At 62.8% G+C, this 20,153-nt stretch carries 20 protein-coding genes and 3 tRNA genes; 8 read left to right on the forward strand and 15 right to left on the reverse strand.

The genetic code is table 11. The features are described from left to right. The first annotated feature begins 68 nt into the window (after positions 1–68). The 3 genes from GKN89_RS13030 to GKN89_RS13040 all read left to right on the forward strand — a co-directional run bounded on the left by GKN89_RS13030 (position 69) and on the right by GKN89_RS13040 (position 406). Positions 69–155 (forward strand) — tRNA-Leu (locus GKN89_RS13030). A 35-nt stretch (positions 156–190) separates the two neighbouring features. Beyond that, positions 191–277: transfer RNA gene (locus GKN89_RS13035), tRNA-Leu, on the forward strand. Positions 278–319: 42 nt separating this feature from the next. Next, a tRNA-Leu gene (locus GKN89_RS13040) sits at positions 320–406 on the forward strand. A gap of 88 nt (positions 407–494) precedes the next feature. Here the strand turns inward: GKN89_RS13040 and GKN89_RS13045 are convergent. Continuing rightward, positions 495–779 (reverse strand): DUF1435 domain-containing protein, encoded by a 285-nt coding sequence (locus GKN89_RS13045; RefSeq protein ID WP_025159611.1) that lies wholly within the window; start codon positions 777–779, stop codon positions 495–497. Between the two features lie 260 nt (positions 780–1,039). On the opposite strand from GKN89_RS13045, the gene GKN89_RS13050 reads away from it, so the two are divergent. Continuing rightward, positions 1,040–2,119 (forward strand): GGDEF domain-containing protein, encoded by a 1,080-nt coding sequence (locus tag GKN89_RS13050; protein WP_154747232.1) that lies wholly within the window; start codon positions 1,040–1,042, stop codon positions 2,117–2,119. A gap of 36 nt (positions 2,120–2,155) precedes the next feature. Here GKN89_RS13050 and GKN89_RS13055 read toward each other — a convergent pair whose 3' ends face one another. Then, complete coding sequence (locus GKN89_RS13055) at positions 2,156–2,752, reverse strand: TetR/AcrR family transcriptional regulator (RefSeq protein ID WP_154747130.1); 597 nt, start codon at positions 2,750–2,752, stop codon at positions 2,156–2,158. Positions 2,753–2,889: 137 nt separating this feature from the next. Between GKN89_RS13055 and GKN89_RS13060 the strand changes: the two genes are divergently transcribed. Next, complete coding sequence (locus tag GKN89_RS13060) at positions 2,890–4,086, forward strand: MFS transporter (RefSeq protein ID WP_154747131.1); 1,197 nt, start codon at positions 2,890–2,892, stop codon at positions 4,084–4,086. A 10-nt stretch (positions 4,087–4,096) separates the two neighbouring features. Here GKN89_RS13060 and GKN89_RS13065 read toward each other — a convergent pair whose 3' ends face one another. Further along, entirely contained in the window at positions 4,097–5,008 is a 912-nt protein-coding gene (locus tag GKN89_RS13065; protein WP_063918116.1) for a LysR family transcriptional regulator, read from the reverse strand. A 108-nt stretch (positions 5,009–5,116) separates the two neighbouring features. Here GKN89_RS13065 and GKN89_RS13070 point away from each other — a divergent pair, with 108 nt between their 5' ends. Further along, entirely contained in the window at positions 5,117–6,319 is a 1,203-nt protein-coding gene (locus tag GKN89_RS13070; protein WP_154747132.1) for an MFS transporter, read from the forward strand. Position 6,320: 1 nt separating this feature from the next. Here GKN89_RS13070 and fucP read toward each other — a convergent pair whose 3' ends face one another. From fucP to GKN89_RS13105, 7 genes are read right to left on the reverse strand one after another with little or no spacing between them, the layout of a single operon-like run. After that, on the reverse strand, positions 6,321–7,550 hold the full coding sequence (gene fucP / locus GKN89_RS13075; protein WP_019454971.1) for an L-fucose:H+ symporter permease: 1,230 nt from the start codon (positions 7,548–7,550) through the stop codon (positions 6,321–6,323). 40 nt (positions 7,551–7,590) lie between these two features. Beyond that, positions 7,591–7,950 carry an L-rhamnose mutarotase gene (locus tag GKN89_RS13080; protein ID WP_063918113.1) on the reverse strand — a complete coding sequence of 120 codons (360 nt, stop codon included), beginning with the start codon at positions 7,948–7,950 and terminating at the stop codon, positions 7,591–7,593. Beyond that, entirely contained in the window at positions 7,947–8,723 is a 777-nt protein-coding gene (locus tag GKN89_RS13085) for an SDR family oxidoreductase (RefSeq protein ID WP_154747134.1), read from the reverse strand. The genes GKN89_RS13080 and GKN89_RS13085 overlap by 4 nt, the downstream gene beginning before the upstream one ends. Beyond that, entirely contained in the window at positions 8,701–9,564 is an 864-nt protein-coding gene (locus GKN89_RS13090) for an amidohydrolase (RefSeq protein ID WP_154747135.1), read from the reverse strand. The genes GKN89_RS13085 and GKN89_RS13090 overlap by 23 nt, the downstream gene beginning before the upstream one ends. A 14-nt stretch (positions 9,565–9,578) precedes the next feature. Continuing rightward, positions 9,579–10,856, reverse strand: coding sequence for an L-fuconate dehydratase (locus tag GKN89_RS13095; protein ID WP_154747136.1), 1,278 nt, complete (start codon positions 10,854–10,856; stop codon positions 9,579–9,581). A 14-nt stretch (positions 10,857–10,870) separates the two neighbouring features. After that, the gene (locus GKN89_RS13100) at positions 10,871–11,716 is read right to left on the reverse strand and encodes a fumarylacetoacetate hydrolase family protein (RefSeq protein WP_063918109.1); all 846 of its coding nucleotides are present in this window, start codon (positions 11,714–11,716) and stop codon (positions 10,871–10,873) included. 25 nt (positions 11,717–11,741) lie between these two features. Then, positions 11,742–12,482, reverse strand: a complete 741-nt coding sequence (locus tag GKN89_RS13105) for an SDR family oxidoreductase (RefSeq protein ID WP_019454965.1) — start codon at positions 12,480–12,482, stop codon at positions 11,742–11,744. 235 nt (positions 12,483–12,717) lie between these two features. Here GKN89_RS13105 and GKN89_RS13110 point away from each other — a divergent pair, with 235 nt between their 5' ends. Further along, complete coding sequence (locus GKN89_RS13110) at positions 12,718–13,476, forward strand: FadR/GntR family transcriptional regulator (RefSeq protein WP_154747137.1); 759 nt, start codon at positions 12,718–12,720, stop codon at positions 13,474–13,476. 126 nt (positions 13,477–13,602) lie between these two features. Then, entirely contained in the window at positions 13,603–14,745 is a 1,143-nt protein-coding gene (ampH, locus tag GKN89_RS13115; protein ID WP_154747138.1) for a D-alanyl-D-alanine-carboxypeptidase/endopeptidase AmpH, read from the forward strand. 33 nt (positions 14,746–14,778) lie between these two features. Here ampH and hpaC read toward each other — a convergent pair whose 3' ends face one another. The 5 genes from hpaC to hpaI all read right to left on the reverse strand — a co-directional run bounded on the left by hpaC (position 14,779) and on the right by hpaI (position 20,151). After that, positions 14,779–15,294, reverse strand: a complete 516-nt coding sequence (gene hpaC / locus GKN89_RS13120) for a 4-hydroxyphenylacetate 3-monooxygenase, reductase component (RefSeq protein ID WP_154747139.1) — start codon at positions 15,292–15,294, stop codon at positions 14,779–14,781. A 16-nt stretch (positions 15,295–15,310) separates the two neighbouring features. Continuing rightward, complete coding sequence (gene hpaB, locus GKN89_RS13125) at positions 15,311–16,873, reverse strand: 4-hydroxyphenylacetate 3-monooxygenase, oxygenase component (RefSeq protein ID WP_019454961.1); 1,563 nt, start codon at positions 16,871–16,873, stop codon at positions 15,311–15,313. Between the two features lie 178 nt (positions 16,874–17,051). Next, positions 17,052–17,948 (reverse strand): 4-hydroxyphenylacetate catabolism regulatory protein HpaA, encoded by an 897-nt coding sequence (gene hpaA, locus GKN89_RS13130; protein WP_019454960.1) that lies wholly within the window; start codon positions 17,946–17,948, stop codon positions 17,052–17,054. Between the two features lie 34 nt (positions 17,949–17,982). Continuing rightward, on the reverse strand, positions 17,983–19,353 hold the full coding sequence (hpaX, locus tag GKN89_RS13135) for a 4-hydroxyphenylacetate permease (RefSeq protein WP_154747140.1): 1,371 nt from the start codon (positions 19,351–19,353) through the stop codon (positions 17,983–17,985). Between the two features lie 3 nt (positions 19,354–19,356). Then, the gene (gene hpaI / locus GKN89_RS13140; protein ID WP_019454958.1) at positions 19,357–20,151 is read right to left on the reverse strand and encodes a 4-hydroxy-2-oxoheptanedioate aldolase; all 795 of its coding nucleotides are present in this window, start codon (positions 20,149–20,151) and stop codon (positions 19,357–19,359) included. Positions 20,152–20,153 lie beyond the last annotated feature (2 nt).

Consider the following 20,153-nt stretch of genomic DNA (forward strand, 5'->3'; position numbering starts at 1 on the left):
TGACGTGTCCGCCAAAATCTCTAGAATTCGCCTCCGTGGTAACGTTACTCCGGTAATGTTTCTGGTACGCGAAGGTGGCGGAATTGGTAGACGCGCTAGCTTCAGGTGTTAGTGTCCTTACGGACGTGAGGGTTCAAGTCCCTCTCTTCGCACCAATAACCACATGATTTATATTGCACTCAGCATCGATGCGAAGGTGGCGGAATTGGTAGACGCGCTAGCTTCAGGTGTTAGTGTTCTTACGGACGTGAGGGTTCAAGTCCCTCTCTTCGCACCAATCTGGCGACGTAATATAAATCAAAGCAACAACATCGACTGTGCGAAGGTGGCGGAATTGGCAGACGCGCTAGCTTCAGGTGTGAGTGTTCTTACGGACGTGAGGGTTCAAGTCCCTCTCTTCGCACCAATTGATGATCTCTCCGGCAGTTCCCTCGAAAAAATCCCAACGCATTGATGATAAACACGTATAAGCGTGGTTTTGCCGTTTCCGGCGTTTAGCCGACGCTGAAGTTCAGACTGATGGCCGCCAGGCCGCCCGCCAACGCCATACAGGAAGGCAGCAGCAGATAGTGACGCAACCGGCTGTTAAACAACATCACCAGCGTCGCCAACATCGCTATCACGATCAGGGTGCGCAACTGCATCATATCCAGGTCGATCAAGGCCAGCAGCGGCATCAGCGCGCACGGCAGCAAAACGCCCCAGGCGCTGGCCAGACGATCGCCGAGGCACCAACTGACGCCCCACAGCCCGCATGCGGCAATCATGGCAGTAAGCATGACAACCCCCTTCAAGTGATAATGATAACCAATATCATATAACACTTTTTTGGCCGCCGCATCATTTTCGCTACGGTGACCAAACCCAGATGACACCAGCATGAAAAAATGATAATTTGACATAAGAAAATTCCTAGTCCTGTTTGCATGATAATAATCACAACGGTCAACCATGCAATTCAAGTGGATATTTCGCGCCGAGGGAATGCTTCTCAACCTTAATTATTCGACAGTACGACTTTGCAAAGAGTGACCTCCGTATGAACGCCCGTTCTTATCAGGAATTACTGAACAGCAAGCAGCGCCTGGCATTATTTATTTTTCTAATGATGAATGCCGCCTCTTCCATATTTACGTTATTGTTCCCTTTTAGGGATGTCCCTTCTTTTACTCTGCCTTTATTATGCATACCGTTATTTTGTCTGGCGGCGGCGCTATTTTCGTTGTACACACCGCGGCAATACCAGTGCAAACTCAACCTGTTCGCCAGCGTGCTCGGCCTGCTGTGGGCCGCACATATCTATGTCAAAAGTCAGTATTGCCTACCGAATAACCAAGATTTTTTATTAATTAGTTTGTTCAGTATCTTTTTTATCAGCGCTATTTCTCTGACGGATAACTTCACCGCCTTTTGTTTGCACGCCGTGCCCTCTGCAATGATGATCCTGGCCCTGGACGGCATGCATAATACCCTGCGGATATTATTCACTACGGTATTACCTATTATTGCTTTCTCGCTCCATCATCTGATGTTGAAACGCAGCGAAATCTTCACCCATGCGTTGGTGGCCAATCTGTATAACGAACGGGACAGATTCAATAATTTGAGCATGATCGATCCCCTGACCGGTCTTTATAACCGACGTGGGCTGGAGAATAAGATCAATATGCTGCTGGAGCCGCAAACCGGCCGCCACTACGTATTGCTGCTGGATATCGACCACTTTAAGGTCTACAACGACAGCTACGGCCATGCGATGGGCGATCGGGCGCTGGTGCAAGTGGCGGTCGCCATCCGCGATGCGGTGCGTTCGCGCGATATCGTGGTGCGCTACGGCGGGGAAGAGTTTTTGGTGCTGCTGACCAACGTGCACGAAGGCTACGCGGCGCAGCTGGCAGAACGGGTACGCCAGCGGGTGGCGGAACTGAACATCCCACACGGTGCCAGCCCACAGCACAGCGGCACGCTGACGCTCAGCGCCGGCATCTCGGCATTGGAAAAGCTGGACGTCGAATCGGCGATCGGTGCAGCCGACGCTGCGCTCTACCTGGCGAAACACAGCGGCCGCAACAATATCCAGCTGGCGCAAAACGTCCAGCCCGCTCCCCTTCACTCCTAAGCCGCCGCCGCAACGCGCGGCGGCCGGCTTCAACATTTAAGCGACGGGAAAACGCAGCCCGTTCAGCAACAGGTTCAGACCGGCTAACGCCTGTTCCAACGCCGTTTCTTTTTCCGGCTGATGTGCGACCCACAGCGCAGCATCCATCAGGCCGCCATTGATTAAATGCGCCAGCGCTTCCGGTTCGGCGGTAGCGATACGCCGCTGCGCCATCAACGCCTGTAAAGCCCCCGTCATCCAGGTGATGCAACCCAACTTGCTGGCCTGTAGATAGTCGGCTCCCAGCACCGAAGGCGAATCGCGTAACAGAATGCGCTGCGCATGCGGCTCCGTCATCATGATCAGGTAACCGCGGCAACGCCCTGCGAAGGCCTCCCAGTCATCCGGCGTGCTCGCGGTAATGTCGGCCAGGCGCGTATCCATTTCGGCGTCGATTTCCTGCACGACGGCCAAAAACAATCCCTTCTTGTCGCCAAAATGGTGATAGAGCGCACCACGCGTCATACCGGCTTGCGCGGTAAGCTCATCCATCACCGTTTCGGCATACCCCACGCCGCCGAACTGCTGACGGGCGGCCGCCACCAGCTTACGCCGGGTTTCTTCAATCATTTCTGTGCGCGCTTTACGTGCCATGGATTCACTCCCGTCTCGCCATTGATGACGTTATAATTGACATACGCCATGTATGTCAATTAACGTAACATACGTGGCGTATGTCAATGATGGGCATTGCGCGAAGACCGAGCCGCCAACATTCAGGAGCCCTTTTCATGGCAAATCCTTATTTCACACTGTTCAGCGCACCGGGCAGCAAGGCGTTTTCCTCTGCCGGGTTGATCGCACGCCTGCCGATCTCAATGACCGGTATCGGCATCATCACCATGCTTTCGCAGGTACGCGGCTCCTATTGGCTGGCGGGTGCGGTGGCGGCGACATTCGCCTTTTCCATGGCGCTGCTCGCGCCGCAAATCGCACGCGCGGCGGACCGCCACGGCCAAAACCGCGTGCTGCCCTACGCCACCGGGGTCAGCGCACTCGCCCTGTTGCTGCTGCTGATCTGCACCCACTATCGGGCGCCGGACTGGACGCTGTTCGTCTTCGCCGCGCTCGCGGGCGGCATGCCCAGCATCTCCGCGATGGTCAGAGCCCGCTGGAGCGAAATTTATCGCGGCACGCCGCAGCTGCACACGGCATTTTCATTCGAATCCGTACTGGATGAGGTCGCCTTTATCATCGGCCCGCCGATCGCCGTGGGGCTCAGCGTTTCACTCTTCCCTGAGGCCGGCCCTTTGGCGGCCGCGCTGCTTCTGGTGGCGGGCGTCACGGCGTTCGCCTGGCAAAAAAGCACTCAGCCTCCGGTTTACCCCCGCACTCGCCAGCGGCAGCGCGCCATCCTGGCGATGCCGTCGATGCAGATCCTGGTGCTGGCGCTGATCGCGCTGGGCACCATCGTCGGCACCGTGGACGTCATCAGCGTGGCCTTCGCCGAGCAGCAAGGGCAGCCGGCCGCCGCCAGCATCGTGCTGTCGGTTTATGCAGGCGGCTCCTGCCTCGCCGGGCTGATTTTCGGCGCAATAAAGCTGCCGTCTCCCTTGCCCCGGCAGTTCTTATACGCCGCCTTCGCCACCGCACTCACCACGCTGCCGCTGCTGTGGGTGCACAATGTCTTAACGCTGGCGGCGGCGATGTTTGTCGCCGGACTGTTTTTCGCGCCAACCATGATCGTCGCCATGGGGTTGGTTGAACGCCTCGTGCCGCCTTCACGCTTGACGGAAGGATTGACCTGGATGGTGACCGGCCTGGGGATTGGCGTGGCGCTCGGCGCCGCCCTGGCGGGGCTGGCGATCGATGCGGTGGGGATCAAGGCCGGCTTCGGCGTCACGCTCATTGCCGGCCTGGTGGTTATGGCGGTGGCGGCCGGCGGCTATCGCTTAATGCGGCGAACGCTGGCCGTGCAAGCGGCGTGAGCCGCCCGCGCTAAGCGGTTTCCCAAATCGCCTTGCCCTGCCAGCGCTGTTCGATCGCCGCGAGGAACAGCTTCACCTTGGGGGAGAGGTGGCGCCGGCTGGGATAGACGGCGCAGATCGGCGGCCCTGGGCGACAATAGCGCTCCAGCACCGGTACCAGCGTGCCGGCCGCAATCTGTTCGCCGACCAGAAACGCCCCCACCTGGCACAGGCCGGCCCCGGCGACGGCCGCATCCCGCAAGGCCTCGACGTTGTTGAAACGCATCCGGCCGCGCACCGGCTGTTCGTGCAGTTGACCGTTGACCCGATAGCGCCAGGGCGCCGGCAGCCCCTGATGGCTGAAGACCAGCGTCTGGTGATCGCCCAACGCCTCCGGTTTCGCAGGCGTACCGTGCCGCACCAGATAGTCCGGCGCAGCGCAGGTGATCAGACGATGCGGCGCGAGCACCCGCCGCACCAGCCGGCTGTCGTCGCTGCCGCCGACGCGGACAGCCACGTCGATGCCGTCGCGCACCAGATCGCTGTAATCATCGGAAAAGCTGACGTCGGCGTCCACCTCCGGCCACTGCGCCAAAAACTCCCGCAAAATCGGCAGAATATGCAACCGCCCCAACGCGACCGGCAAATCCAGCCGCAGCCGCCCGCGCGGGGTTTGCCGCCGCGTATTGAGCGCGGTTTCCGCCTCTTCGGCCTGCGACAGGATGCGCTGCGCATATTCGTAAAACACCGCGCCGTCTTCGGTCAGGCTGACGCTGCGCGTGGTGCGCTGCAGCAGCCGGGTGGCCAGTCGCTCCTCCAACCGGTTCACGCATTTGCCCGCCGCCGATCGGGAGATGCCCAGCCTCTCGGCCGCCAGCGTGAAGCTACAGGCGTCGGCGACGCGAATGAACACCAGCAGATCGGTCAGGTTATCCAACGGCATAGACGGTAAATTAGCCACGTTTTGTCCCCAATATTGCGCATCAAGGCCAGTTTATCAGCCATTTTGGCGCGGATACACTGAGGTTATTCATCTGCTGGGAGGATCCTTATGAATGCCTTACACGCCGACGGCGGCGCAAAACCCTGGCTGGCGACCTTCGCCATCGGCCTGTCCACCTTCACCGTCGTTACCGCAGAAATGCTACCCGTCGGGCTGCTGACCCCGATCGTCAGCACGCTGAACGCGACGGTCGGCCGCGCGGGGCTGCTGATTTCTCTGCCAGCCCTGTTCGCCGCGCTGTTCGCCCCGCTGGTGGTGCTGGGCGCCCGGCGCACGGATCGCCGCCGCCTGTTGGTGGGCTTTCTGCTGCTGCTGATCGCCGCCAACCTGCTGGCCGCCGCCGCCACCTCCATGGCCCTGCTGTTCGCCGCTCGCATCCTGCTGGGCTTTTGCATCGGCGGTATCTGGGTCATCGCCGGCGGGCTGGCGGAACGTCTGGTGCCGCCGGCCTCCGTCGGATTGGCGCTGTCGATCATCTTCGGCGGCGTGGCGGCGGCCTCGGTGTTCGGCGTGCCGTTCGGGGTGTTCCTCGGCGAGGCGCTGGGCTGGCGCCTGGCGTTTCTGGCCGTCGCCGTCCTGGCGGCGCTGACCCTGCTGCTGCTGCTGTGCGTGCTGCCACCGCTGCCGGTCACGCAGGCGGTGAGCTGGCGGTCGTTCACCGCGCAGCGTGCGAATCGCCGGCTGCTGACCGGGCTGCTGCTGACGTTTCTGCTGGTCGCCGGCCACTTTATGGCTTACACCTTTGTCCGCCCGCTGCTGCAGACGGTTGCCGGCATCGAGGGCCGCTGGATGGGGCCGTTGCTGTTCGCCTACGGCGTCGCCGGCATCATCGGGAATTTCATCGCCGGCCAGGCCGCCGCCAAACGGCTGCGCCGCACCCTGGCGCTGATCGCCCTCGGGCTGGCGCTCGCCGTCCTGCTGCTGCCGCTGCTGGGCCACGCGCCGATGAGCGGCGGCGCCTTCCTCCTGCTGTGGGGCATCGCCTACGGCGGCGTTTCCGTTTCGCTGATGGCGTGGATGCTCAAGGCGGCGCCCGACGCGGTCGAGGTCGCCTCTTCGCTGTATATCGCGCTGTTTAACCTGGCGATTTCCTGCGGTTCGCTGGCGGGCGGGCTGGTGGTGGACGCCGGAGGCTTGACGATAAACGGTGCGCTGTCCGGCATGGTGCTGCTGCTGGCGTTGGCGATCCTGATGCGAACGCGCCCACAGACGCTGACAACGGCGGCGAAGGCCGATTCGCCGCCGGGTTGAATCAGGCGCGGCGCTGCCGCAGGCCGTAAACCAGCACCACCGCGAAGCACAGTAGCGGCAGCAGATAAGAGAGCGCGGTGCTGTAGCGGTCGGCCAGCGCCCCCATAAAGTACGGCATGATGGCGCCGCCGACGATCGCCATGATCATGAAGGAACTGGCGCGTTTGGTGTGCTTGCCCAGATTTTTCACCCCCAGGGCGAAAATGGTTGGGAACATGATCGACATAAAGAAGAACACCGCGATCAGCGCCACCACCGACACCCCGTCGACGCTCAGCATCACCACGCCGCACAGCGCGATGTTGATCAGCGCATAGGCCGCCAGCAGCGTCGCCGGCTTGACCCGCCCCATCAGCCAGGTGCTGAAGAAGCGCCCGACCATAAAGCAGATCATGGCGATCGACAGCAGGTAAGAAGCGCTCTGGTTGGACACATCGCGCCAGTGCTCGGTGGCGTAGTTGATGAAGAATGCCCCCACGCCCACCTGCGCCGCCACGTAAAAGAACTGCGTGATAACCCCGCCGACGAAATGCGGATGCTGCCACAATCCCTGCGCTATCACGCCGTGCACCGGTTTCTCCTCTTCGCGGATCGCCGGCAGCCGGGTGCGGCTGAACAACAGCGCGATCAGCAGCACCAGCACGGCGATCGCCACATAGGTCATCTTCACCGCGCTCTGATCGCCGCCGCCGGCGGATTGGCTGGCGGAGAAGAACAGCGTGCCGCCGATCAGCGGGCCGATAAACTGCCCGAGGCCGTTGAACGACTGGGCCAGGTTCAGCCGCCGTTCGGCGCCCTGCGCGTCGCCCAGCACCGTGGCGTAAGGGTTGGCCGCCGTTTCCAGGCAGCCCAGGCCGCTGGCGATAACGAACAACGCGAACAGGAACACGCCGAAGCTGTTGGCCGACGCCGCCGGCACGAACAGCAGCGCCCCCAGCGCATACAGGCACAGCCCGACCAGAATGCCCGCCTTATAGCCCTTGCGGTCCATGAAATAGCCGGCGGGCAGCGCCACCAGGAAATAGGCGCCGAAATAGGCCGCCTGCAGCAGCCCCGACTGCGCCTTGGTGACGTGCAGCGTCTCCTGAAAATGTTTGTTTAATACGTCCAGCAGGCCATAGGACAGCCCCCACATGAAGAACAGGCTGGTGACCAGGATAAAGGCCCAGCGCAGGTTGGCGGTCACGGGGACGCCCGGCTGCGCGGAGGCCGCGCTTTTTTCAGCAAGCATGGTGATATCCTCGTATCGGCTAGCGATGTTGATGTCGGCGTTATTGCTGTTGCAGAGAGAAAATCCGCGTCATTTCCACCCATTTTTCGCCCTGCGGCGTCCAGGGGGTGGCGGCCTGGTAGTGCCACATCAGCGCTTCCCATCGCTGTACTTCGGGGTTGTTCAGGCTGGCGGCGTCAAAGCGCGCGGCGTCGAAGTCGGCGCAGACCTCCACGATCATGAACAGCCGGGTGCCCAACCGGTAAATCTCCATCTCCAGAATGCCGTGCTCGCGCAAATGCGCGGCGATGCCCGGCCAAATGCGCTGGTGATGCTGCTGGTACTCCGCAATCAGCGCCGGTGAGTCGATCAGATCGAGCGCCTGGCAGAAACGGCGCCGCCCAGCCGCCGCGCCGCTCACGTCAGCGCCCGATCGAGATGCAGGTAGCCGCCGTCCACCGACAGCCATTGCCCGGTGGTGTGCGATGACCGCGATGACAGCAGAAACGCCACGGTATCGGCGATCTCCTGCGGCGTGGTCATGCGCTGTCCGAGCGGAATGCGCGCAGTGATTTTCTCCATCTGCCGCTGCGGCTCGGCGAAGGTGTTGAGCCAGCGCTGGTACTGCGGGGTGATCACCTCCGCCGGCACCACCGCGTTCACCCGCACCCCGTCATGGCGCAGCGACACCGCCCATTCGCGCGTCAGCGCCAGCACCGCGCCCTTGGCGGCGGTGTAACCGCTGGTACCCCCCTGCCCGCTGAGCGCGGTCTTGGAGGCGATGTTGACGATGGAGCCTCGGCTCTCCCGCAGCGCCGCCTGGCACAGGTGCGCCATCAGGTAGTAGTGCACCAGATTCTTTTCCAGCGAGCCGACGAACGCCTCGCGCCCCGCCTCCAGCCCGACGCCATCGTTGACCCCGGCGTTATTCACCAGCCCGTCGATGCGGCCGAAGGTCGCCAGCGTCTGGCTAACCGCGCGGCGGCAGGCCGCCTCGTCGCACAATTCGGTGAGGATCACCTCGGTGCGCGGCTGCAGCCGCTGCAAATCGGCCAGCAGCGCCGCCTCCGGCGCGGCGTTGGTGACCAGCACCGGAATCGCTCCCTCTTCGGCCAGCACATGAGAAATCGCCGCGCCGATGCCGGAACCGCCGCCGGTAACCAACACCACCTTATCTTGCAGATACAGATCCATAACCAGACTCCGTTAAACCGTAAATTCGCCAGGCGGTGCCGCCCCAAATTGCCGCCTGTTCGGCGGCCCCCAGCGTCGACAGCGCCTGTTCGCACAGTTGCACCACCTGACGGTAGTCGCCGGCCAACAGGCACACCGGCCAGTCGGAGCCGAACATCAGCCGCTGCGGGCCGAAAGCCTCCAGCGCGGCGGCGAAGAACGGCAGTAGCTCCTCCGCCCGCCACCGGCCGCCCGGTGCCTCGGTGATCAGCCCCGAGAGCTTGCAGGCCACGTGCGGCAATGCCGCCAGCGGCCGGATTTGCTGCGCCCAGTGCCGCGCACCGCGCGCCACGTCCGGCTTACCGAGATGATCCAACACCAGCCAGTGTTGGTCGTGGCGGGCGGCGAACGCCGCCGCGGCCGCCAGATCCCGGTGCGTCACCAGGATCTCGTATACATACCCGGCGCGCTGCAGCGTCTGGATGCCGCGCTCCACCTCTGGCCGCGCCAGCCAGGCTGCCGGCTCCGCCTCGTCCTGCACCTGATGGCGCACCCCGCGCAGCGCGCGATAAGGCTGCAAGGCCTCCAGACGCTGCGCCAGCTGTGGCGAAGAGATATCCAGCCACCCCACCACGCCGCATACGCCCTCGCTCTGCTCAGCCAGCGCCAGCAGGGCCAGCGTCTCTTCCTCGCTGGGACGCGCCTGCACTGCCAGCGCGCCGTCGAAACCGTGCGCCTGCAACAGCGGCCGCAGCTGGGTCGGCCCAAAATCCTGCCGCAGCACGCGCATCTGCTCGTCGATCCACGGGTGGTGCTGCGGGTGGTAGCGCCAGTAGTGCTGGTGAGCGTCGATGCGCAGCATGGGATCCCCCTGCCTCACCCGCGGAACCGATACTGCTCGATCGACGCCGGATGCATCTCGATCGAATAGCCGGGCCGGCTCGGCGGCATGTAGGCCGCGCCCTTGATTACGCAAGGATCGACAAAGTGCTCATGCAGATGATCGACATACTCGATCACCCGGCCCTCGTGGGTGCCGGCGATGCACAGATAGTCGATCATCGACAGGTGCTGCACGTATTCGCACAGCCCGACGCCGCCGGCGTGCGGACAGACCGGCAACTGGTATTTGGCCGCCATCAGCATCACCGCCAACACTTCGTTGACGCCGCCGAGGCGACAGGCGTCGATCTGCACCACGTCCACCGCGCCGCGCATGATGAACTGCTTGAACATGATGCGGTTCTGGCACATCTCGCCGGTGGCCACCTTGACCGGCGCCACCCCTTCGCGGATGCGGCGATGCCCTTCCACGTCGTCCGGGCTGGTCGGCTCTTCGATAAACCAGGGCTTGGCGAACGCCAGATGCTTCACCCACGGAATGGCTTCATCGACTTCCCACACCTGGTTGGCGTCGATCATCAGCCGGCGATCCGGGCCGATCACCTCGCGGGCGATGCGCACCCGGCGGATGTCGTCTTCCAGATCGCGCCCCACCTTCAGTTTCAGGTAGGAGAAACCGGCGTCGACCGCCTCCTGGCACAGGCGGCGCAGCTTGTCGTCCGGATAACCCAACCACCCTGCCGAAGTGGTGTAGCAGGGATACCCTTCCTGCAGCAGCTGTTCCAGGCGGCGTTCTTTGCCCTCGGCCCGCTGCTTGAGCAGCGCCAGCGCTTCCTGCGGCGTGATGCAGTCGGTGATGTAACGGAAGTCGATGCAGCGCACCAGCTCCTCCGGCGTCATCTCCGCCACCAGCCGCCACACCGGTTTGCCGACCGATTTGGCCCACAGATCCCACACCGCGTTAACCACCGCGCCGGTCGCCAGGTGAATAGCGCCTTTGTCCGGCCCGATCCAGCGCAGCTGGCTGTCGCTGGTGAAGCGCCGCCAGAAGGCGCCCATGTCGTCGGCGATCGTCTCCAGCCGTTCGCCGACGATCTGATGCTCCAGCGCGCGGATCGCCGCGCAGCAGATCTCGTTGCCGCGGCCGATGGTGAACGTCAGCCCGTGGCCGCTGAGATCCGCGCGATCGGTCTCCAGGATCACGTAAGCGGCAGAATAGTCGGGATCCGGATTCATGGCGTCGGATCCGTCCAGCCCCAGCGACGTGGGGAAACGAATGTCTTCAACCCGCAGTGCGGTAATGGTGGTCATGGCAGCGCTCCCGGTTAAGCCTGTACGGTTTGCTGGCGCTGTTCGCCCAGCCCTTCAATGCCCAGACGCATCGTCTGGCCCGCCCGCAGATAGATAGGCTGCGGTTTCTGCCCCATGCCGACGCCCGGCGGCGTGCCGGTGGAGATCACGTCGCCCGGCTGCAGGCTCATGAAGCGGCTGAGGTAACTGACGATCTGCGGAATGCGGAAGATCATGGTGCTGGTGTTGCCGTCCTGATAGCGCTTGCCGTCCACCTCCAGCCACAGATTCAGGCTGTGCGGATCGGCGATTTCGTCGGCGGTGACCAACCAGGGACCGATCGGCCCGAAGGTGTCGCAGCCTTTGCCCTTGTCCCAGGTGCCGCCGCGCTCAATTTGATATTCGCGTTCAGAGACATCGTTGATCACGCAGTAGCCGGCGACGTGGCGCATCGCGTCCGCTTCGCTGATGTAGCGCCCGCCCTGGCCGATCACCACGCCCAGCTCCACTTCCCAGTCGGTTTTCTGCGAACCGCGCGGGATCTCCACCCGATCGTTGGGGCCAACCACCGCGCTGGTCCATTTGTTAAACACCACCGGCTCTTCAGGGATAGCCGCGCCGGTTTCCGCTGCGTGATCGGCGTAGTTCAGGCCAATACAGATAAACTTGCCGATGCCGCCGACACAGGCGCCGAGGCGCGGCTGCCCTTCGACCAGCGGCAGTGCGGCGCTGTCCAGCGCGCGCAGTTTGGCCAGCGATGCCGGCAATAACGCGGCGCCGCCCACGTCGGCGATATGCTGCGACAGATCGCGCAGGCGACCTTGCGCATCCAACATGCCGGGGCGTTCTTGCCCGGGTTGCCCGTAACGTAAAAGTTTCATGCCTTCCTCTCTCAAAAATGACGGTTCAGTTGCTCCAGCCGCCGTCGATGATCTGCACCGTGCCGGTGGTGTATGAACTGGCGTCAGAGGCCAGATACAGCGCCAATTGGGCGATCTCCTCGGTGGTGCCGATGCGCCCGATCGGCTGGCGGGCGACGAACGCCTGATACACCTCTTGCTCGCTGCGCCCCTGCTCGCGCGCCTGCTCGGCGATACGCTGGCGCAGCGACGGCGATTCCACCGTGCCGGGGCAGATGGCGTTGCAGCGGATGCCCTGGGTGACGTAATCCGCCGCCACCGAGCGCGTCAGGCCGATCACCGCCGCCTTGCTGGCGCCGTAGGCGAAGCGGTTCGGCACCCCTTTCACGCTCGAGGCCACCGAGGACATGTTGATGATCGAGCCTTTGCCGCGCGCCAACATGCCCGGCAGGAAGGCGCGGATCATGCGGAACATCGCGGTCACGTTGAGATCGAGCGCGAACGCCCACTGATCTTCGCTGCAATCGAGGATCGATCCGCTGTGCACCACGCCGGCGCAGTTGAACAGCACATCGATCGGGCCGATCGCTTCCGCCGCCGCCGCGATGGCGGCCGGATCGGTGACGTTCAGCGTCAGCGCGCGGATCCCGGCGCAGCCCTGCAGGCGCTCGAGGTTAATGTCGCTGGCGATCACTTCGGCGCCGGCGGCGGCGAACAGCCTGGCGGTGGTGAATCCGATCCCTTGCCCAGCGGCGGTGATCAGTACGCGTTTCCCGGTTAAATCCATCTTGACTCCTCGGCCTAAAGGTCTAATGGTCAGGCCACTAAGGGCGATTAAAGGTCAGGCCTCTAACATGACAAAAGACGCTTTACGCGTTATCGTTGGGGGAAGAAGTTAATAAAACAGCCTTGAAACCGCATTTCAATTAACCATTTTTTTACACTTGAATAACGATTACTCAAGCGCCTTGTCGCATAATTGTGCGCCAAATCACTGAACGCCGAATCGTCAAAGGTCAAAAATGCCGATTACCCGACTGGAAAACCCACGAATTTACAGACAGATAGCTGATCAGCTCAAACGTCTTATCGAAAACAACGAATTTCCGCCGGGCAGCCGCCTGCCCTCGGAGCGCGATCTTGCCCAGCAGTTGCAGGTCAGCCGCGCGTCGGTGCGCGAGGCGCTGATCGCGCTGGAAGTGATCGGCCTGGTGGACGTTAAGGTCGGCAACGGGGTGATCGTGCGCTCGCCAACGCCGCTGGCGTCGTCGCAGGAGCCGGTGATGGCCCAGGCCGGCCGCAACCAGTGGGCGGAGATCGACGACGAGCTGAACATCGAGCTGGATTTCAACGCCGAGCTGCCGCCGTTTTCTCTGCTGCAAACTCGCCTGCTGATCGAACCGGAAACCGCCGCGCTGGCCGCGCGCCACGCCACCGACGAAGAACTGGCGGGCATCCGCGCCGCCTATGAGCAGAACTGCCGCGATAACCGGGCCGGTTCCGCCACCCACCCCGGCGATCGGCTGTTCCACATCCGCATCGCCCAGGCCAGCGGCAACCCGGCCTATGCGTTCATCATCGGCCACCTGCTCGGCCACCGCTACGGCAGCATGTTCCGCGTGCTGCAGCGCCACTATACGCCGGACGATATGCCGCACCGCTCCGAACTGGAACACCGGGCGATCCTGGCAGCGATCGAAGCGCACGACGTGCGCGGCGCCCGCAAGGCGATGAAGGCGCACCTGGACGAAGTGATCGCCATTTTCGCCCGTGCGCAGTAGGCCGCCGGCGGTTAAAAAATTTTATCGTCACCGCTCTTTTTTCTACATGCAGCCGGGGCCTGGGCGCATTACACTGGGCGACGAATGACGCCCTTTCCCGCTGCATTGTTAAATGGATAACGACCGTTGAAGAACTCTGTCTCCGCTTTATTGCTGGCGCTGGGCCTGTGCGCCGCGCCGCTGGCCGTGCAGGCCACGCCCCCGCAGCTGGCTTCGCAAATCGTCGACCAGTATGCCGAACATATTTTCTACAACAGCGGCGCCACCGGCATGGCGCTGGTGGTGATCGACGGCAATCAGGTGGTTAACCGCAGCTTTGGCGACACCAAACCCGGCAACAACCTGCGCCCGCGCCCGGATTCCCTGATCCGCATCGCCTCGATCACCAAACTGATGACCAGCGAAGTGATGGTGAAAATGGCGGCGGATGGCCAGGTCAAGCTGACCGACCCGCTGCGCAAGTACGCCCCCAAAGGCGCCTATGTGCCGGCTTACAACGCCGGCCAACCGATCACCCTGCTGAACCTGGCGACCCACACCAGTTCGCTGCCGCGCGAGCAGCCGGGCAAGAAGCCGCCGAAAACGCCGGTGTTCACCTGGCCGACCAAGGCCCAGCGCTGGCAGTGGCTGGCGCACGCCAACGTCACGGTGCCGCCGGGGGTGCACGCCGCCTACTCCAACCTGGCGTATGACCTGCTGGCCGATGCGCTGTCGCGCGCCGCGGGCAAGCCTTACAACGCGCTGCTGAAAGAGAAAATCACCGCGCCGCTCGGCATGGTCGACACCACGCTGACGCCAAGCCCCGAACAGTGCTCTCGCCTGATGGTGGCGGCGGCCGGCCCAAGCGCCTGCCGCGACACCACCGCCGCAGCCGGCAGCGGCGGCGTCTACTCGACCCCGCGCGACATGCAGCGCTGGATGCAGCAGTTCCTCTCTTCCAGCGCCAGCGGCCCGCGCAAAGCCACCGCCGCCAGCGAGCAAACCATGTACTTCCAGCGCCACGATCTGGTGTCGCTGAAGGGCATGGACGTGCCGGGGCAAGCGGATGCGCTGGGATTGGGTTGGGTGTATATGGCACCGAAAGACGGGCTGCCGGGCATCATTCAGAAGACCGGCGGCGGCGGCGGATTCATTACCTACATGGCAATGATTCCGGCGAAAAACGTCGGGGTGTTCGTGGTGGTGACGCGCTCAGAGCTGAGCAAGTTCACCAACATGAGCGATCCGGTCAACCGCCTGGTGAGCGATCTGGCAGCCAACAAGAGTTGAAACGCGGGGCGCAGGCTGCTGCGCCCCAACGCCTCAGGCCGGCACCGCCATCGGGTGGATCACCGAATGGAAGTTGCGCTTGAAGTAGATCAGACCGTTGCCGGCTTCGCTCAGCGCGATCTGCTTGATCTGCACCAGGTACATCTGGTGGGTGCCGATGCTCTGGATCTGTTCGATCTCCCCTTCCAGGCTGGCCAGGGTATTGCGCAGCACCGGCTGCCCCAGCGCGCCAAGCTGCCACTCTTCCAGCCGGAAACGCTCCTCCATGCTGACGCCGGTCATGCCGGCGAAGTGGCGCGCCATCAGCTCCTGCTCGTGGTTGAGCACGTTGACGCACAGCCTGCCGTTTTCCTGAAACACCGGGTTCATCGCGCTGTTGCGATTGATGCACACCAGCAGCGTCGGCGGCGTATCGGTTACCGAGCACACCGCCGTGGCGGTGATGCCGCAGCGCCCCGCCGGGCCATCGGTAGTGACGATATTCACCGCCGCCGACAGGCTGGCCATGGCATCGCGAAAGCGCAACCGCTGTTCATTTTCCTGAGACATACAACCTCCTCCTGAATTACTTCAGCAGATTATCCAACTGATTAATATCGTCATTGTTCCGCAGGTGCGGCACCTTCCAGCCGTGCTGATCGTAATCGGCCAGGCATTTGTCGACCATCTGCATCATGCGATCCATGTTGCCGGATCCCTGCGCGTGGCGCAGGCACTGCAGGCGGATCTCATCCTGGCTGCCGGCGTAGTTGATCTCATACAGCTCGTGACGGCCGCCGAATTCGCTGCCGATCGCATCCCACATCAGCTTGAGGATCTTGATGCGCTCGACGTGATCCATGCCGTCCGATCCGCGCACGTAGCGCGCCAGGTACTTGTCGATCTCTGGATTGTTCATGTCGCGCACGCTGGACGGCAGGTAGATCAGGCCGCTGGTGACGTTCTTCTCGATGATGTGTTTCACCTTGGTGTAGGCCATCGGCGCCATCACCCGGTAGGTTTGCAGCGCGGCGGAATCCGGCAGGTAGGCGCCGTTTTCCCATTTAGTGGCTTCGGCGCACATCGCGTCGCTCAACGACCAGAACAGATTGCGCCAGGCCACCACTTCGCCCAGATCGGCCTGCACGCCGCGGAACTCCAGCACGCCGGTACACGAGAGGCTCTTTTGCAGCAGCGCGGTGATGAAATCCATCTTCACCGCCAGGCGCACGCAGGCCTGCAGCGGGAACAGCCGGGCGAAACCGCCCTGGGTGCTCCAACGGCGGCAACGATCGAAATCGCGGTAGATCAGCACGTTTTCCCACGGGATCAACACATGATCCATGATCAGGATCGCGTCGTTCTCGTCAAAGCGGCTGGTGAGCGGGTAGTCGAACGGCGATCCGGTGGCGCCGGCCACCAGCTCGTAGGAGGCGCGCGAAATCAGCTTCACCCCTTCGGCGTCCATCGGCGCCACGAACATCAGCGCGAAGTCCGGGTTATCGCCCATCACCTGCGCCGAACCGAAGCCGATGAAGTTGTAGTGGGTCAACGCCGAGTTAGTGGCCACCACTTTGGCGCCGCTGACGATGATGCCGGCGTCGGTCTCTTTCTCCACCTGAATGTAGACGTCTTTCACCTCGTTGACCGGCTTATGGCGGTCGATCGGCGGGTTGACGATGGCGTGGTTGAAATAGAGCCCGGTTTCCTGAATGCGTTTGTACCAGTGGCGCGCGTTGTCGGCGAACTGGCCGTAGAACTCCGGATAAGCGCCCAGCGCGCAGCCGAAGGCAGCCTTGTAGTCCGGCGTGCGCCCCATCCAGCCATAGCTTTGGCGCGACCAGTCGGCGATGGCGTCGCGCTGTTGGCGCATCTCTTCCGGGCTGCGGGCATAGCGGAAGAATTTGTGGGTGTAACCGCCGTTGCCGGTGTCAGTGTTCCAGCACAGGCGATCCTGGCTGGCCGGATCGTGCAACGCGTCGTACAGCTGACCGACAGACGCCGCGGCGTTGCGGAACGCCGGGTGCGTAGTGACGTCTTTCACGCGCTCGCCGTAAATGTAGATTTCGCGGCTGTCCTGCAAACTTTTCAGGTATTCGGCGCCGGTGAACGGGCGTTTGCTGTCGGCACGAAAGTCTTCTGGTTTCATCGGGTCTTCCTCGTCATCGGCATTTTTCAGGCCGTGGAGCTGGCCATTTGTTAAAATAATGTTTTCTTTTGGTTGCTTAATTGAAGCTGCCAAAGCCGGTTTCGAGAAGAGACTTTTGCGGCAATCGCCGGTACTTTTCAGGTCAGTTTGCCGCTTTCGCGGCAAACTGTGATCGCGGTTACGAAAGGGCGTGCTGCGCCGCGCGGTAGGTCGAAGGGGAACAGCCTTCCAGCCGATTGAAAAACCGGGCGAAATAGGCCGGATCCTTGAAGCCGAGGCTGTAGGCGGTTTCATGCACCGTGCAGGCGCTGAACAGCAGCATGCGCTTGGCCTCGCGCAGCAGCCGATCGAAGATCAGCCGCTTGGGCGGCCGATTGGCGAAGCGTCGGCACAGGTCGTTGAGCCGCGATTCGGTCACCCCCAGCGCCTGCGCATACTCCGGCACCGGCAGGTGCTCGCGAAAACGCTCGTCCACCATCTTGTTAAATCGTTGAAATAGTTTCAATTCCCCGCGCACGCCGCTGTTGGCGCTGTCTTCCAGCGCGGTGTTGCGCAGCAGCAGCGTGAACACCGCCTGCGCCAGCAGCGCCAGCGTCTGTTCGCGCCCGGCCAGGTTCTGCGCGAACTCGCGGCGGATCAGCGCCCAATAGTGGCTGAGCGCCGTCAGCTCCTGCGGCGCGTCGGCCAGCGACAGGCAGATGCCCGGCATGTCCAACGCCAGATTGCTGCCGGGATAGAGGCGCTCCAGCAGCGGCCAAATCAGCTCCTGGCGCACCGTCAGCACGTGGCCGTCGCTGTCCGGTTCGGTGAAGAACGCATGCGGCACCGACGGCGGCGTGAGGATGAACAGCGGCGCCTGCACCGAATAGTGCTGATCGTCGAGCTGCAGCTCTATCTTGCCGGTCTCCAGGAAATGCACCTGGAAAAAGCAGTCGTGCCAATGCACCTGCATGTCGCGGCCGAAGAACGCCGCCAGCCCGGCGAAGGTTTCGTAATGCACCTCGTCGGCGGCGTAGCGCGCGTCATACTCTTTGCAAATATCGATGTTGGCGATAAAGCCGGTACTTTTCCGCACCTCATGACCTCCTGCAATCCTGCCTATCTGCACATCAAGGCGTCGCTCTCGGGCGCGAATCCTTCATCGGGATGCGCCACACCAACACGGCGCCGACGATCAACAGCGCCGAGACGAAATACAGCCCAGAGTTAAAGCTGCCGGTCATGTCCTTGAACCAGCCGATCAACAGCGGGCTGAGCGCCGATCCGATGTTGCCGGTGGCGTTGATCACGGCGATCCCCACCGCCCGCGCTTCCAGGCTGATCGACTGATCCGGCGTGGTCCAGAAGATCGCCATGGCGGTGAAGGAGCCGACCGAGGCCATCACGATCCCCAGCAGTTGGATCAGGCTGTGATCGGTGGCCGACGCCAATAGCCAGCCGGCGGCGGCGAACAGGTACGGCAGCGCGGTGTGATGCTTGCGCTCCTGCAGCCGGTCGGATCGTTTGCTCCACCACACCATGCCGGCGATGGTGCAGATCTGCGGGATCGCCGCCAGGATGCCGATCGTCACGTTGCTGCTGCCCTGGTTAAAGCTCTGCAGGATCTGCGGCGTCCAGATATTGATCGCGCTCAGGGTGTTGGTCAGGCAGAAATAGGCCAGCGTGTACATCAGCACGATCGGCGTGCAGATCTCGCGCCACAGGCTGCGCTGCTGCAGCGCGCGGTGGCTGCTCGGCCCGTTGGGTTGCACCAGCTGCAGCTTGTCGGCCTCCATCATCGCCTTCAGGCTGGCTTTCTCCTCGTCGGTCAGCCACTTGGCCTTGGCCGGCGTATCGTCGAGATAGAACCACACCACCACGCCCAGCAGCACCGACGGAATGCCTTCCAGCAGGAACAGCCACTGCCAACCCTTCAGGTTCATCACCCCGTCCAGCGCCAGAATATAGCCGGAGACCAGCGAGCCGATCGCCATGGTCACCGGCATGGCGATCATGAACAAGGCGTTGGCGCGGGCGCGGTAGAACGCCGGGAACCAGTAGGTGAGGTACACCAGAATGCCCGGCAGGAAGCCGGCCTCGGTGATACCGACGATCATACGCAGCACGTACAGGCTGGTGGGCCCGGTGGCGAACATGGTGCAGGTGGAGGCGATGCCCCACAGCACCATGATGGTGGCGATCCAGCGCCGCGCGCCGACCCGGCTCAGCATCATGTTGCTGGGAATGCCGAAGATCACGTAGGTGACATAGAACAACGTCGCCGCCAGCCCGAACATGGTCGAGCTGAGGCCGAGATCTTTGCCCATCGTCAACCCGGCGAAGCCGATGTTGATGCGGTCGAGGAAAGAGAAAACAAACAGCACGAACAGGAAAATGATCAGGCGCCGAAACAACTTTTTAATCACCGATTGCTCGGCGGCGGTTAACGCTTTATGTTGCTGCGCCGGGTTGGCCGGCTGCAGCGAATCGACGTGGTTCATGGTTCAGTAGACTCCCGATGAAGGTGCTGACGCCCCGCCTTGCTTGAACTCGTCCGCCAGGGCTTCCGCCGCCCGCGCCAGCAGGGTGGTGTCCACCCCTACCGCGACGAACAGCGCGCCGGCTTCCAGATAGCGCTGCGCCAGCGCCTTGTTGGCCATCAGAATGCCCGGCGCCTTGCCGGCGGCGCGGATGCGCGCGATGGCGTCGTCGATGGTGCGCTGCACCTCCGGGTGCTGCGGGTTGCCGGCGAAGCCCATGTCGGCGCTGAGATCCGCCGGGCCGATAAACACGCCGTCCACCCCTTCCACCTGTAAAATGGCGTCGAGGTTTTTCACCGCTTCGCGGGTTTCAATCTGCACCAGCACGCACATCTGCTCGTCGGCCTGCTGCAGGTAATCGGGCACCCGGTTCCAGCGTGAAGCGCGCGCCAGGGCGCTGCCGACGCCGCGCACCCCGTGCGGCGGGTAGCGCGTCGCGCGCACCGCGTCACGCGCCTGTTCGGCGTTTTGAATCATCGGGATAAGCAAGGTTTGCGCGCCGACGTCCAGCAGTTGCTTGATGATCACCGCGTCGTTCCACGGCGGACGCACCACCGGCTGGCTGGGGTAAGGCGCGACCGCCTGCAGCTGCCCCAGCACCGTTTGCACGTTGTTGGGCGCATGTTCGCCGTCGATCAGCAGCCAGTCGAAACCGGCGCCGGCCAGCAGCTCGGCGCTGTAGCTGCTGCACAGCCCGAGCCACAGCCCGATCTGCGGGCGTTTTTCCTGCAGCGCACGTTTGAAGTGGTTGGTTAACATCG

Origin of the sequence: Serratia sp. YC16, from assembly GCF_009707615.1 — a bacterium.
Lineage (GTDB): Bacteria > Pseudomonadota > Gammaproteobacteria > Enterobacterales > Enterobacteriaceae > Serratia > Serratia surfactantfaciens.

Coding starts and splice junctions, on each gene's coding strand:
- GKN89_RS13045 (WP_025159611.1), bottom strand. CDS start 779: ATGCTTACTGCCATGATTGCCGCATGCGGGCTGTGGGGCGTCAGTTGG.
- GKN89_RS13050 (WP_154747232.1), top strand. CDS start 1,040: ATGAACGCCCGTTCTTATCAGGAATTACTGAACAGCAAGCAGCGCCTG.
- GKN89_RS13055 (WP_154747130.1), bottom strand. CDS start 2,752: ATGGCACGTAAAGCGCGCACAGAAATGATTGAAGAAACCCGGCGTAAG.
- GKN89_RS13060 (WP_154747131.1), top strand. CDS start 2,890: ATGGCAAATCCTTATTTCACACTGTTCAGCGCACCGGGCAGCAAGGCG.
- GKN89_RS13065 (WP_063918116.1), bottom strand. CDS start 5,008: ATGCCGTTGGATAACCTGACCGATCTGCTGGTGTTCATTCGCGTCGCC.
- GKN89_RS13070 (WP_154747132.1), top strand. CDS start 5,117: ATGAATGCCTTACACGCCGACGGCGGCGCAAAACCCTGGCTGGCGACC.
- fucP (WP_019454971.1), bottom strand. CDS start 7,550: ATGCTTGCTGAAAAAAGCGCGGCCTCCGCGCAGCCGGGCGTCCCCGTG.
- GKN89_RS13085 (WP_154747134.1), bottom strand. CDS start 8,723: ATGGATCTGTATCTGCAAGATAAGGTGGTGTTGGTTACCGGCGGCGGT.
- GKN89_RS13090 (WP_154747135.1), bottom strand. CDS start 9,564: ATGCTGCGCATCGACGCTCACCAGCACTACTGGCGCTACCACCCGCAG.
- GKN89_RS13095 (WP_154747136.1), bottom strand. CDS start 10,856: ATGACCACCATTACCGCACTGCGGGTTGAAGACATTCGTTTCCCCACG.
- GKN89_RS13100 (WP_063918109.1), bottom strand. CDS start 11,716: ATGAAACTTTTACGTTACGGGCAACCCGGGCAAGAACGCCCCGGCATG.
- GKN89_RS13105 (WP_019454965.1), bottom strand. CDS start 12,482: ATGGATTTAACCGGGAAACGCGTACTGATCACCGCCGCTGGGCAAGGG.
- GKN89_RS13110 (WP_154747137.1), top strand. CDS start 12,718: ATGCCGATTACCCGACTGGAAAACCCACGAATTTACAGACAGATAGCT.
- hpaC (WP_154747139.1), bottom strand. CDS start 15,294: ATGTCTCAGGAAAATGAACAGCGGTTGCGCTTTCGCGATGCCATGGCC.
- hpaB (WP_019454961.1), bottom strand. CDS start 16,873: ATGAAACCAGAAGACTTTCGTGCCGACAGCAAACGCCCGTTCACCGGC.
- hpaX (WP_154747140.1), bottom strand. CDS start 19,353: ATGAACCACGTCGATTCGCTGCAGCCGGCCAACCCGGCGCAGCAACAT.
- hpaI (WP_019454958.1), bottom strand. CDS start 20,151: ATGTTAACCAACCACTTCAAACGTGCGCTGCAGGAAAAACGCCCGCAG.